Raw genomic sequence first — 13,089 nt, forward strand, 5'->3', positions numbered from 1 at the left:
CCGCCTGGGGCCTTGCCTGGCGGGGACTTGAACATGCGTTGCACCAAAACATCCATGATTGGTATGACCAATAAACATTGTGGTGCATTATCTGCACTTTTTTAGGTGTTTACCCTGTTCATCTGCTCACTTGAAAGCTCTGAGAATCGCACCACTTCGCGCAATGGTCTGAATTTTGGTTTAATTGGTTGGACCAATTTGCCAATGGCCCACAAGGCGCCAGCGCGGGGAACACTCCCGGTCATCGTTGCGGCCAGCCAGCAGACATCCTGTGCGGATCGCACCGCATGCCAACGCTGCAACGAGAGGGAGTGGCCGACAAGGGGCGCTTACCGCGCCCTCCCCATCATCTAGAGACACGGTCATGCAAACCATCTGGCAGCAGAACTACGATCCCGCCGGGAACATCTGGATCTCGGCGCTGATCGCGCTGATTCCCATCATCTTTTTCTTCCTGGCGCTTACCAGGTTCCGTCTCAAGGGCTACCAGGCCGGCACCGTCACCGTGGCGCTGGCGCTGGGCGTGGCGCTGCTGTTCTACAAGATGCCCGTGAGCGCGGCACTGGCCTCGGCCGTGTACGGCTTCTTCTACGGCCTGTGGCCCATCGCCTGGATCATCGTGGCGGCCGTGTTCCTCTACAAGATCTCGGTCAAGACGGGGCAGTTCGACGTGATCCGCTCGTCCATCCTGTCGGTCACGCCCGACCAGCGGCTGCAGCTCATCCTGGTGGGCTTTTGCTTCGGCGCCTTCCTGGAGGGCGCGGCCGGCTTCGGCGCGCCCGTGGCCATCACGGCCGCGCTGCTGGTGGGCCTGGGCTTCAAGCCGCTGTATGCGGCGGGCCTGTGCCTGATCGCCAACACGGCGCCCGTGGCCTTCGGCGCCATGGGCATTCCCATCATCGTGGCGGGGCAGGTCTCGGGCGTGGATGCCTTCGCCATCGGCCAGATGGCCGGCCGCCAGCTGCCCTTCATGACCGTGCTCGTGCTGTTCTGGCTGATGGCCATCATGGACGGCTGGCGCGGCGTCAAGGAAACCTGGCCTGCCGTGCTGGTGGGCGGCGGCTCGTTTGCCCTGGTGCAGTTCCTCACGGCCAACTACATCGGCCCGGAGCTGCCGGACATCACTTCGGCCATCGTCTCGCTGGTGGCGCTGACGCTGTTCCTCAAGGTCTGGCAGCCCAAGCGCATCTTCCGTTTCGACACGGAAGGCGAGGGCGGCAAGGCTGCTGCCATTGCGAAGACAGCCACGGCGGTCAAGGCTCCCGCCGCCGCTTCCGGTGCACCGCTGACGGCCGGCGCCGTCATCAAGGCCTGGTCGCCCTTCATCATCCTCACGGCCATGGTGACGATCTGGAGCATCAAGCCCTTCAAGGCGCTGTTCGCCGCAGGCGGCCCGCTGGCCTCCACCGTCATCAACATCCCCGTGCCCTTCCTGCACAACCTGGTGGAGAAGACGCCCCCCGTCGTGGCCGCCGCTGCGCCCTACGGCGCGGTCTACACCTTCAACTGGCTGCTGGCCACCGGCACGGCCATCCTGATCGCGGCGCTGATCACCATCACCTTCACGCGCCTGTCGCCGGCCAAGGCCGTGGCCACGCTGGGCGAGACCTTCAGGGAACTGGCCGTGCCGATCTACTCCATCGGCATGGTGCTGGCCTTCGCCTTCGTGGCCAACTACTCGGGCCTGTCGGCCACGCTGGCCCTGGCGCTGGCACACACGGGCCAGGCGTTCACGTTCTTCTCGCCCTTCCTGGGCTGGATCGGCGTGTTCCTCACGGGCTCGGACACTTCGGCCAACGCGCTGTTCGCCGCGCTGCAGGCCACCACGGCGCAGCAGCTGGGCCTGCCCCAGGTGCTCACGGTGGCGGCCAACACCACGGGCGGCGTGACGGGCAAGATGATCTCGCCCCAGTCCATCGCCATTGCCTGCGCAGCCGTGGGCCTGGCAGGGCGTGAGTCGGACCTGTTCCGCTTCACGGTCAAGCACAGCCTGATGTTCGCCGTGATCATCGGGGTGATCACGACGCTGCAAGCCTATGTGTTTACGTGGATGATTCCGGGGTATTGACATGAAACACCCCCTGAGTCGCTGCGCGCCTTCCCCCTCTCTACCCGCTTCGCGGGGGAGGGGGACGACACCCTCGCGGCGGGGCGGCCCTTGCTCGGTGTCCCTGGCTTGGGCAGTGCGGGTTTCATGCGATGAGGCTGGCGCATAGCGCCGTGAATCACTGAAAACCAATTCTGAGAATCCCCATGCGCGTTGCCGATCAAGTTGTCGAGAAATTGCTTGCCCTGGTGCAGGCCAGCGGAGTGCAGCCCGGACAGCGGCTGCCCGCGGAGCGGCAACTGGCGGCCGAGCTGGGCGTCTCGCGCACCTCGGTGCGCGAGGCGATACAGAAACTCACCAGCCAGGGCGTGCTGGTGGCGCGGCGCGGCGATGGCACCTACCTGCAGGAGCCGGCGCCGGCTGCCGAGCCTGCGGACTGGCTCAAGGACGCCATGCGGCCGCTGGCCGGCCTGATGGAGTCCGACTCCCACTACCGCTACGACGTGCTGGAAACCCGCCATGCGCTGGAGACCAGCACGGCCTGGCTGGCCGCCCAGCGCGCCACGCCGCAGGACAAGGACCATATCCAGCGCTGCTTCGAGGTGATGATCCAGCACCAGCAAAGCGGCCACGCCGAGCTGGCGGCGCGCGCCGACGCGCAGTTCCACCTGGCCATTGCCGAGGCTTCGCACAATCTGGTGCTGGTGCAGGTCATGCACAGCCTGTTCACCGTGGTGCTGTCCACGGTGGAACGCAACCGCCACGACATGTTCCGCCTGAGCGCGCCCCAGACCCTGCAGGAGCTGACCGTGCAGCACCAGAGCCTCATGCAGTCCATCCTGGACGGCGACCCGCAGCGCGCCCGCGAATGCATCGGCGAGCACCTGGAGCATGTGCGCACCACCATCCAGCGCCTGGACGAGGACCGCGCGCGGCGCGAGCGCTCCATGCGGCTGCCGCTGGACGCCGCGCCTGCGCTGCTGCCCACTTCAGACCTGATACGAAAGACATGAGACACCCATCATGATCATCTCCTCTACCTCCGACTACCGTGCGGCGGCGCAAAAGCGCCTGCCGCCTTTCCTGTTCCATTACATCGACGGCGGCGCCTATGCCGAGCAGACGCTGCGCCGCAATGTCGAGGACATGGCCGCCGTGGCGCTGCGCCAGCGCGTGCTCAAGGACATGAGCCGGCTGGACACCAGCATCGAGCTGTTCGGCGAGAAACTGTCCATCCCCGTGGCGCTGTCGCCCGTGGGCCTGACGGGCATGTACCGCCGCCGCGGCGAAGTGCAGGCCGCGCGCGCGGCCGACGCCCATGGCATTCCGTTCACCATGTCCACGGTCTCGGTCTGCCCCATCGAAGAGGTGGCGCCCAGGATCAAGCGCCCCATGTGGTTCCAGCTCTATGTGCTCAAGGACCGGGGCTTCATGCAGAACGCGCTGGAGCGTGCCCAGGCGGCCGGCTGCTCCACCCTGGTCTTCACCGTGGACATGCCCGTGCCCGGCGCGCGCTACCGCGATGCGCATTCGGGCATGAGCGGCCCGAATGCCGCCATGCGCCGCTACTGGCAGTCGGTCACGCATCCGGCCTGGTCCATGGACGTGGGCCTGCTGGGCCGCCCGCATGACCTGGGCAACATCTCGGCCTACCGGGGCAGCCCCACGGGCCTGGCCGACTACATCGGCTGGCTGGGCGCCAACTTCGATCCCTCCATTTCCTGGAAGGACCTCGAATGGATACGCGCCTTCTGGAAGGGGCCCATGGTCATCAAGGGCATCCTGGACCCCGAGGACGCCAAGGACGCCGTGCGCTTTGGCGCCGACGGCATCATCGTCTCCAACCATGGCGGCCGCCAGCTCGACGGCGTGCTGTCCTCGGCCCGCGCGCTGCCGGCCATTGCCGATGCGGTCAAGGGCCAGATCAAGATCCTGGCCGACTCCGGCATCCGCAACGGCCTGGACGTGGTGCGCGCCATCGCCCTGGGCGCCGACTGCGCCATGATTGGCCGCGCTTTCATCTACGCGCTGGCCGCTGCCGGCGAGGCCGGCGTCAAGCACCTGCTGGAGCTGCTGGAAAAGGAGATGCGCGTGGCCATGACGCTGACCAGCGTCAGCAAGGTGGCAGACATCACCGGTGACCTGCTGGTGCGCGAAGCATGAGCGCGCCGTCCATCTCCGCCATGCCCCAGGTGTCCCGCGAAACCCTGCTGCAGCAGCTGCGCCAGGCCGTGGGCGCGGCCCATGTGCTCACCGACGACCAGGCCACGCGCCGCTTCCGCAAGGGCCACCGCACGGGCGAGGGCCCGGTGCTGGCCGTGGTGCGGCCCGCGACGCTGCTGGAGCAGTGGAAGGTGGTGCAGGCCGCCGTGGCGGCCGGGCGCATCGTCATCATGCAGGCCGCCAACACGGGCCTGACGGGCGGCTCCACGCCCGACGGCGCGGACTACGACCGCGAGATCGTGCTCATCAACACCTTGCGCATCACCGGCGTGCAGGTCATTGGCGGCGGCGCCCAGGTGGTCTGCCTGCCCGGCGCCACGCTGGACCGGCTGGAGCAGGCGCTGGCGCCGCTGGGGCGCGAGCCGCATTCGGTGATCGGCTCGTCGTGCATCGGCGCCTCGGTGCTGGGCGGCATCTGCAACAACTCGGGCGGCGCCCTGGTGCGGCGCGGCCCGGCTTACACCGAGCTGGCGCTGTACGCACGCGTCTGCGACGACGGCTCGCTGGAGCTCGTCAACCACCTGGGCATCGCCCTGGGCCGCACGCCCGAGGAAATCCTCACGCGGCTGCAAAACGGCGACTACACCGAGTCCGACATCGCCCACGATGCGCAGCGCGCCGCCTCCGACCCGCGCTATGCCGATGCCGTGCGCGCCGTGGACGAGGACACGCCCGCGCGCTTCAACGCCGACCCCTCGCGCCTGTTCGAGGCCTCGGGCTCGGCCGGCAAGCTGTGCCTGTTCGCCGTGCGGCTGGACACCTTCCCCAAGGAGCCCAGCACCGTCTTCTATATAGGCAGCAATGCGCCCGACGACCTCACGGCCGTGCGCCGCGAGCTGCTGACCGCGCTGCCGCGCCTGCCGATCGCCGGCGAGTACATCCACCGCACGGCCTACGACATCGGCGAGAAATACGGCAAGGACACCTTCCTGCTGATCGACCGCTTCGGCACGGCCAGGGTGCCGGCCGCCTTCGCCCTCAAGAGCCGCATGGACGGCTTCTTCGAACGCTTCGGCCTGCGCGGCGTCACCGACCGCGTGATCCAGGCGCTGACCAACCTGCTGCCCAGCCACCTGCCCGCGCGCATGCGCCAGTGGCGCGACCGCTATGAGCACCACCTGCTGGTGCGCGTGTCCAATGACACGGCCGAGGCCACGCGTGAATTCCTCACGCGGCACTTCAGCGGCAGCACCACGGGCGGCTGGTTCGAGTGCGATACCGACGAGGGGCGCAAGGCCTTCCTGCACCGCTTCGCCATCGCGGGCGCGGCCATCCGCTACCGCGAGGTGCACCGCGCCCAGGTGGAGGACATCGTGGCGCTGGACGTCGCCCTGCGCCGCAACGACCGCGAATGGGTGGAGCAGCTGCCCGCCGAGGTCGAGCGCGACATGGTCCACAAGCTCTACTACGGCCACTTCTTCTGCCATGTCTTCCACCAGGACTACATCGTCAAGAAGGGCGTGGACCCGTTGGCCATGGAGCACCGCATGTGGGAACTGCTGGACGCGCGCCGCGCCGAGTATCCGGCCGAGCACAACGTGGGCCACCTCTACGTGGCCAAGCCTGCCCTGGCGGGCTTCTACCGCGAGCTGGACCCCACCAACACCTTCAACCCCGGCATAGGCCACACCTCGCGCAAGCTGGGCTGGGAGGAGTGTTGTGACCGGCCGGGGGGATGGCCCAAGGGGTATTCGGAGGCCTCCTGAAGCCAGGTGCAGGCGGGCCAGGGAGCGGCCCGCCGTATCCGACTCACAGATTGATGAACACTGACTTGGTCTCCAGATAGGCATCCAGCGCGGTGCGGCCCATGTCGCGGCCCATGCCGGACTGCTTGTAGCCGCCGAAGGGCATGCCCGGGTCCAGGGTGCTGTGGCAGTTGACCCAGACCGTGCCGGACTGGATCTTGGGGATCAGCCGGTGGACCTTGGACAGGTTGTTGGACCAGATGCTGGCGCCCAGGCCGTAGGGCGTGTCGTTGGCCCAGGCGGCGACTTCGTCGAGGTCGTCATAGGGCATGGCCACGAGCACGGGGCCGAAGATTTCCTCGCGTGCCACGCGGTGGTCGTGCTGCACGCCGGTCATCACCGTGGGCTGCACGAAGTAGCCGCGCTGGCCTGCGCGGGCGCCGCCCGTCACCACCTCGGCGCCCTGGCTGCGGCCTATGTCGATGTAGCTGCAGACACGCTCCATTTGCTCCTGCGAGACCAGCGGGCCCATCTGTGCGCGGGGGTCCAGGCCATGGCCCAGGGTGAGCCGGGCGGCCTGGTCGGCCACGTCGGCCACCACGCGGTCGAACATGCTCTTGTGCACGTACAGGCGCGAGCCCGCGCAGCAGACCTGGCCGTGGTTGAAGAAGATGGCATTGGCCGCACCCGCCGCCGCCGTGGCCGGGTCGCAGTCGTCGAGCACGATGACGGGGGACTTGCCGCCCAGCTCCAGCGTGATGCGCGTCATGTTGTCCATGCAGGCATGGCCGATGAGCTTGCCCACCTCGGTAGAGCCCGTGAAGCTGACCTTGTTGACCAGCGGGTGCGAGACCAGGGGCGCACCCGTGCCGGGGCCGTCGCCCGTGACCACGTTGAACACGCCGGGCGGAAAGCCCGCTTCCTGGATCAGCTCGGCCAGCATCAGCGCGGTCAGCGGCGTCTGCTCGGCGGGCTTGAGCACCAGGGTGCAGCCTGCAGCCAGCGCGGGCGCCAGCTTCCAGCTGGCCATGAGCAGGGGGAAGTTCCAGGGCACGACGGCGGCGACCACGCCCACGGGCTCGCGCCGGGTGTAGGTGAACATCTGCGCCTCGGGCGCGAAGGGCACGGAGTGCTCGTGCGTCATGCCCTCGATCTTGGTGGCCCAGCCGGCCATGTAGCGGATGGAGTCGATGGCCATGGCGATGTCCACGGCGCGCGCAATGGCGGCGGACTTGCCGTTGTCCAGCGATTCGACCTCGGCCAGGGCCTGGGCATGGGTCTCCATGAGGTCGGCCAGGCGCAGCATCAGGCGCTCGCGCTCCACGGGGCGCATGCGGCCCCAGGGGCCCAGGTGCAGCGCGCGGTGCGCGGCGCGCACGGCCAGGTCCACGTCCGCCGGGCCGGCGCTGGCGACTTCGGCGATCACGGCCTCGGTGGCCGGGTTGACGGTGGACAGGCGCTGGCCGGTCCGGGCCGCCACCCATTGGCCGTCGATGAAGAGGTCATGCGTGCCCCGGTTGAGGAAGGCGCTGGCGCGCTCGGTGATCTGGTGCTGGATGTCGCTGAGGTTCATGGTGTGCTCCTTGGGGGTGAACGGTGGAAAGGGGGGGGTGGGATCAGAAAACCTGCAGCAGGCGCAGGTTGATGCGGGCGTTCTCCTTGAAGCCCTGGCGCACATGCAGGTCGCGGCCCACGGTGGCCAGCAGCTGCGTCTTCGGCGCGACAAAGACCGCGCCGCCGAAAGAGACCTTGGTGGTGGACTGGCGGTCGCCTTGCGACACGCCGTTGACCTGGGTCTCGCCGCCCGTCAGGTGCGACAGGCCCAGGCGCAGGTCCGAGGTCTCCGACAGGTGGTAGCGCAGCAGGCCCTGGAACTGGAACTGCGCCTTTTGCTTGAGCGTGGCGCTTTGGGCGCCGAAGTCGTCGTTCTTGCCGAAGACGGTGACATCGGCCGCCAGGTCCATGGTCACGCTCTTGCCCAGCGGCTTGATCCAGCCGGCCTGCAGGGCCGCCTTCCAGCGGTTCTCGCCCAGGCTCAGCGGGTCGTTGCGGTTGTACTGGCCCGTGGGCAGCCAGACAAAGGGGGTGATGCCGAAGTGCTCCTTGTCGCCGGGCTTGGTCAGCCACAGGGTGGCGGCCAGCATCAGGTCGCCCACGCCGGTGTTGCTGCCCATGGCCGCGATATCGCGCGAGGCCGACAGGCGCCCGAAGGGCAGCAGGAACTGCGGGTCGATCACGTAGTCGCCCAGCTTCATGAAGTGCACGCCGCGCGCTATGCCGATGTCCGAGGTCAGCCTCGGCCGTATGGGCGCCTGGTCGCCATTGGCATAGAGGCGGTCCCGCGTGGCGTGCTGGTAATAGACCATGCCCAGCGTGGTGCCGGGCGGCAGGGCGGTGTAGTCGCCCGCGTCGATATCGACGGCGTGGGCATTGAAGGTGGCGCATGCGGCCATGGCTGCCAGGGCCAGGGATGCGCGGGTGAAGGGCTTGGATGGCATGGCGAAGAGTCCGGTCCGGTGTTTTCAGGCAAAGCCCTGCCCAGGCCTGCTGCAGGACAGCAGGGCCGGGGAGGGGAATGGGAGGTTGGGGGAGGGGGAGGGCGGCTCGCGCTGGCTACTTGGGCCGCACCGCGTCGGCCGTGCCCTGGATGAAGGCCTTGATCTTTTCCACGTCGTCCATGCTCAGCTTGCCCGTGAAGTCGGGCATGCCGCGCGACATGGCCGGGCCCTTGAAGATGAACTTGTCCAGGTGCTCGATATAGGCCGGGTCCAGGTAGCCCAGGTTGGGCAGGTTGCCGCCCCGGTCCACGCCGGGCACGCCGTGGCAGAAGGCGCAGTTGCTGACATACAGGGCCGTGCCTTCGGCCACCAGGCTCTTGTCGTAGGGCACGCCCTGCAGCAGCTTGCCCTGCTGGTAGGCGACGAAGGCAGGCGCCTCGGCCTTGCCGTCCAGCGCGAAGGTGTAGACCGTGCCCGGGCCCTTGCGCTCGGTGTGGCGCGCGGCCAGGCCGTAGACGCCGCCCCAGCCCACGGCGATGGAGACGTACTGCCGGCCATCGACCTCATAGGTGATGGGTGCGGCCACCACGCCCGTGCCCGTGGGCTTTTCCCAGAGCTTCTTGCCGTTGCGCGCGTCATAGGCCACGAAGCGGCCGTCGGCCGTGCCCTGGAACACCAGGTTGCCCGCCGTGGCCAGCGTGCCGCCGTTCCAGGGCGAGGCATGCTCCACGCGCCAGCGCTCCTTCTGTGCCACCGGGTCCCAGGCGATCAGGCGGCCGAAGGGCGTGCTCTTGGGCGGCTCCATGTTGACCAGCGTGGCCGTGTTCCAGCCGATATTGCTGTGCGGCTCGGGCAGGGAGCCGCCGTTGAACTTCCAGTTCTTGTTGTCCTGCAGGGTCAGCGGCACATGCTGGGCCGGCAGGTAGGCCAGGCCCGTGTCGGGGCTGTAGGACATGGAATGCCAGTTGTGCGCGCCGAAGGGGCTGGGGATCACGTCGCGCGCGCGGTCGCCGCTGCGCGCAATCGGTGTCTCGATGGGGCGGCCCTTGGCGTCGTAGCCGCTGGCCCAGTTCACATCGACGAAGTTCTTGGCCGAGATGAACTGGCCGTTGGTGCGGTCGATCACGAAGAAGAAGCCGTTCTTGGGCGCATGCAGGATGACCTTGCGCTGCTTGCCGCCGATCTTGATGTCGGCCAGCACCATGGGCTGGGTGGAGGTGAAGTCCCAGCTGTCGCCCGGCGTCTCCTGGTAATGCCAGACGTACTCGCCCGTATCGGGGTTCAGCGCCACGATGCTGGCCAGGTACAGGTTGTCGCCACCGGCCGGGCTGCGCTTGGCTTGCGCCCAGGGCGAGCCGTTGCCCGTGCCGATGTACATGAGGTTGAGCTCGGGGTCATAGGCCATGGTGTCCCAGGCCGTGCCGCCGCCACCGGCCTCCCACCACTTGCCGGCCGGGTCCCAGGTCTTGGCGGCGCGGGCCATGGCCTCGTTCTCGAAGGGCTTGGACGGATCGCCTGGCACGGTGAACCAGCGCCATTGCTGGGCACCGGTCTCGGCGTCATAGGCCGTGACATAGCCGCGCACGCCGTACTCGGCGCCGCCGTTGCCGATCAGCACCTTGCCCTTGATGACGCGCGGTGCGCCCGTGATGGTGTACGAGAAGGCGCGGTCGATGATGGTGTCCTGCTCCCAGACCTTCTGGCCCGTGGCCGCGTCCAGCGCCACCAGGCGGCCATCGAAGGCGCCCACATACACCTTGCCCTTGTAGACCGCCACGCCCCGGTTGACCACGTCGCAGCAGCCCTTGAAGCCATTGGCACGGTCCACGCCGGGGTCGTAGCTCCACAGGCGCTTGCCGGTGCGCACGTCCACTGCATGCACCACGCTCCAGCTGGCCGTGACGTACATGATTCCATCGACCACCACGGGCGTGGACTCCACGCCGCGCGTGGATTCCAGGTCATACGACCAGACCAGGCCCAGCCGCTTCACATTGGCCGTGTCCAGCTGCCTGAGTTTGGAAAAGCGCGTCTCGCTGTAGTCCATGCCGTAGCTGGGCCAGTCCTTGGAGCTGCGCGCGTTGTCGCGGATGCTCTGCGAGTCGATGCGCGAGGTGACGGCGCGTATGTGCTCGGGCGAGCCTTTGCTTGGCAGGCCGGCCTGTGCCAGCGTGGCGCCGGGAAGGGCCAGTGCCAGGCCGGCGGCCAGCAGCGTGGAGGAAAGCACGTGGGTCTTCATGTTGTCTCGTCTCCTGTGTGGTTTGTTTTTGCGTGCATGGCGCTGGGGGCAAGGGCACCATGTGGGAGACGATAAAAAAAGCGGCCTTCGGTCACAACATTCGGATTTACCCGGGGGCGGATCTGTACCGCCGTGGAACAGCTCAGAACGTCCGGCTGACCGTGACCCCGGCCGACAGCCCGCGTCCCGCACCCGGCTCAAAGAACCGCTGGTTGCCCTCGTTGACGATGACCGACCCCGCATAGCGCCGGTCGAACAGGTTGTCCAGCCGCACAAAGGTCTGGGCGCTCCACTGCTGCCATTGCCGTGACCAGCGCAGGCTGGAGCCCCAGACGGTGTAGCCGGCCGCGCGGTCGGTGTTGCGGTCGTTCACGGCCACGGGGCCGCTGTGCAGCATGTCCACGGTCCAGGTCCATTGCGGCGACAGCTGCCAGGCCAGCTCGCTCCACAGGCGGCGCGGCGCGGTGCCGGCCAGGCGCGCGCCGGCATCCACCGGGGCGGTGGGCGTGGTGCAGGGCGTGGCCTCGCAGGTCAGGAAGCTGTCGCGGTAGCGGGCCTGCAGCAGGGTCAGGGCGGTGCTGGCCGTGAGTGGCCCCCATTGGGCATTGCCCGAGAATTCCAGCCCCCGGCGCAGCGTGCGGCCTGCGTTCTGGTAGGTGGCGCGCCCGCCCGTGTTGGACAGCACGGTGAGTTCGCGCTGGGTATGGGTCTCGAACAGCGTGAGGTTCCAGCCCGCGTTGCCGTGGCGCCCGCGCAGGCCGACCTCGACGGTGTTGTGGGCGCTGGCGGCCAGGCCGGTGTTCAGGCCGCTGTTCATGCCATTTTGGCCACCGGGCCGGTAGGCCACTTCGTTGAGCGTGGGCGTTTCCATGCCCCGGCCCACCGATGCGTGGGCCACCAGCTCCGGCAGCAGGTTCACGCGCAGGCCCAGCGAGGGCAGCCAGCCGCGCCAGGCCATGCTGCCGCTGTCGTCGCCATTGCCGGCTGTGATGTAGTGGTCCTCGGAGCGGTAGCGCACGCGCGCCTGGCGCAGGCCGGCGCTCAGGGCCAGGCTCTGCGTGCTCCACTCGGCCTGCAGGTAGGGGTCGGCGGAGCGCGCCTGGTTGCGTTCGTCGCGGCGCAGCCGGCCCTGCACGCCGAGCTGGCTGCCGATGAAGTTCTCGTAGCCGCGCCGGGTCTCGCCCTGCCAGTCGTAGGCCAGGCCCGCCGACCAGTCCAGCCGGCCGCCAGCCACGTCCTCATGGGTGCTGCGCCAGCGCAGGTTCATGCCCGCGTAGTCGCGGTCCAGGTCGATCACGCCGCCTGAATGCGAGGGCGGTGCCTGCGTGGCCACGGGAATGGACTGGTACTGCAGCACGGAGCGCGTACCCGCATAGGCCATGAGTTCCAGGCGCTGGCCCGCGCCGAACTGGTGCTGCCAGGCGGCGCCCAGCTGGCGCTGGCGCACGCTTTTGCGCGTGTTGAAGCGCAGCGCGCTGGCCGTGGTCTGGCCGGGGTCGGCCTCGAACTCCGCGCGTGTCAGGCCCAGCGGGTCCTGGGCGCTGGAGCGCTGCTCCTGGTACTGCAGCAGCCACTGGTCGTCGCCCTGTTTGCGTGACAGCTTCATGTGGGCCGTGCTGCGGTCGGTGGCCGACTGGGGGCGCATGCCGTCGGTGGCGAAGCGCTCGATGTGGATGGCATAGCGCCATGGGGCGGAGCCGCCATCCGCCTGGTCCGGCTTTCTGCCCCCGATAGTGCCGCGCAGCTGGGTGGACAGGCGCCACAGCCCGTCCGGCCCCACGGCCATGCCGCTGCGCCACAGGCCCGGTTCCTCGCCATCTTCGGTGTACAGCAGCAGTGCGCCGCCTGCGCTGTTGCCGTAGAGCACGGCGGCCGGGCCGCGCACCACGTCCAGGCGCGCGGCGTTGCCCAGCGTGAAGTTGGCGGCCTGGCCCTGGCCGTCGGGCGCGCCTGCCGGAATGCCGTCCACGTACAGGCGCAGCCCGCGCACGCCAAAGGTGGAGCGCGCACCGAAGCCGCGCACCGAGATCTGCAGGTCCTGGGCGAAGTTCTGGCGGTTCAGCACCACCAGGCCCGGCACGCGCGCCAGGCTCTCGGACAGGTTGATCTGCATCTGCCCGTCTCGCAGCACGGCGCCTTCCACGCTGTCGATGGCGGCGGTGGCACGCCACAGGTCGGGGCCGGCGCCGGGCTGGCTGGCCGTGATGACCACGGGGGCGAGCAGGGCCTCGCTGGAGTCCTGCGCTGCGTCCGCCGCGTGGGCGGGCAGGGCGTGCAGGGCGTGCAGCGTACAGGCCAGTGCGGCGCCCAGGGTGGACAGGGCGGGCCGGGTGTGTCTTGTGCTGTGGGGGGAGCGTGTCATTGCGGGCGGGCCTGTGGCGATGCCCGAGGTTACCG

Annotated in this window: 8 protein-coding genes; 4 read left to right on the top strand and 4 right to left on the bottom strand. The window is 68.6% G+C overall.

Annotation, left to right across the window (positions count from 1 at the left end; translation table 11 throughout):
- Nucleotides 1-364 precede the first annotated feature (364 nt).
- The 4 genes from lldP (at nt 365) to dld (ending at nt 5,976) form a co-directional block, all read left to right on the top strand.
- Nucleotides 365-2,068 (top strand): L-lactate permease, encoded by a 1,704-nt coding sequence (lldP, locus tag AC5I49_RS02750; RefSeq protein ID WP_016446780.1) that lies wholly within the window; start codon nt 365-367, stop codon nt 2,066-2,068.
- Nucleotides 2,069-2,253: 185 nt separating this feature from the next.
- Complete coding sequence (lldR, locus tag AC5I49_RS02755; protein WP_126312187.1) at nt 2,254-3,060, top strand: transcriptional regulator LldR; 807 nt, start codon at nt 2,254-2,256, stop codon at nt 3,058-3,060.
- 10 nt (nt 3,061-3,070) lie between these two features.
- Complete coding sequence (gene lldD, locus AC5I49_RS02760) at nt 3,071-4,210, top strand: FMN-dependent L-lactate dehydrogenase LldD (RefSeq protein ID WP_016446782.1); 1,140 nt, start codon at nt 3,071-3,073, stop codon at nt 4,208-4,210.
- Nucleotides 4,207-5,976: a D-lactate dehydrogenase gene (dld, locus tag AC5I49_RS02765; protein WP_495788808.1), complete on the top strand. Its 1,770-nt coding sequence runs from the start codon at nt 4,207-4,209 to the stop codon at nt 5,974-5,976. The genes lldD and dld overlap by 4 nt, the downstream gene beginning before the upstream one ends.
- Before the next feature lie 43 nt (nt 5,977-6,019).
- Here the strand turns inward: dld and AC5I49_RS02770 are convergent, their stop codons facing one another.
- The 4 genes from AC5I49_RS02770 to AC5I49_RS02785 all read right to left on the bottom strand — a co-directional run bounded on the left by AC5I49_RS02770 (nt 6,020) and on the right by AC5I49_RS02785 (nt 13,054).
- Complete coding sequence (locus AC5I49_RS02770; protein WP_017407231.1) at nt 6,020-7,528, bottom strand: aldehyde dehydrogenase family protein; 1,509 nt, start codon at nt 7,526-7,528, stop codon at nt 6,020-6,022.
- A 43-nt stretch (nt 7,529-7,571) separates the two neighbouring features.
- Nucleotides 7,572-8,453, bottom strand: a complete 882-nt coding sequence (locus AC5I49_RS02775; protein ID WP_495788809.1) for a transporter — start codon at nt 8,451-8,453, stop codon at nt 7,572-7,574.
- 115 nt (nt 8,454-8,568) lie between these two features.
- Complete coding sequence (locus AC5I49_RS02780; protein WP_495788810.1) at nt 8,569-10,692, bottom strand: PQQ-dependent dehydrogenase, methanol/ethanol family; 2,124 nt, start codon at nt 10,690-10,692, stop codon at nt 8,569-8,571.
- 142 nt (nt 10,693-10,834) lie between these two features.
- Entirely contained in the window at nt 10,835-13,054 is a 2,220-nt protein-coding gene (locus AC5I49_RS02785; RefSeq protein WP_495788811.1) for a TonB-dependent receptor domain-containing protein, read from the bottom strand.
- Between the last annotated feature and the right edge of the window lie 35 nt (nt 13,055-13,089).

This window comes from Delftia sp., assembly GCF_059499305.1.

Bases quoted from the DNA above. Each gene is read 5' to 3' on its own strand.
- lldP (WP_016446780.1), top strand. From the start codon at position 365: ATGCAAACCATCTGGCAGCAGAACTACGATCCCGCCGGGAACATCTGG.
- lldR (WP_126312187.1), top strand. From the start codon at position 2,254: ATGCGCGTTGCCGATCAAGTTGTCGAGAAATTGCTTGCCCTGGTGCAG.
- lldD (WP_016446782.1), top strand. From the start codon at position 3,071: ATGATCATCTCCTCTACCTCCGACTACCGTGCGGCGGCGCAAAAGCGC.
- dld (WP_495788808.1), top strand. From the start codon at position 4,207: ATGAGCGCGCCGTCCATCTCCGCCATGCCCCAGGTGTCCCGCGAAACC.
- AC5I49_RS02770 (WP_017407231.1), bottom strand. From the start codon at position 7,528: ATGAACCTCAGCGACATCCAGCACCAGATCACCGAGCGCGCCAGCGCC.
- AC5I49_RS02775 (WP_495788809.1), bottom strand. From the start codon at position 8,453: ATGCCATCCAAGCCCTTCACCCGCGCATCCCTGGCCCTGGCAGCCATG.
- AC5I49_RS02780 (WP_495788810.1), bottom strand. From the start codon at position 10,692: ATGAAGACCCACGTGCTTTCCTCCACGCTGCTGGCCGCCGGCCTGGCA.
- AC5I49_RS02785 (WP_495788811.1), bottom strand. From the start codon at position 13,054: ATGACACGCTCCCCCCACAGCACAAGACACACCCGGCCCGCCCTGTCC.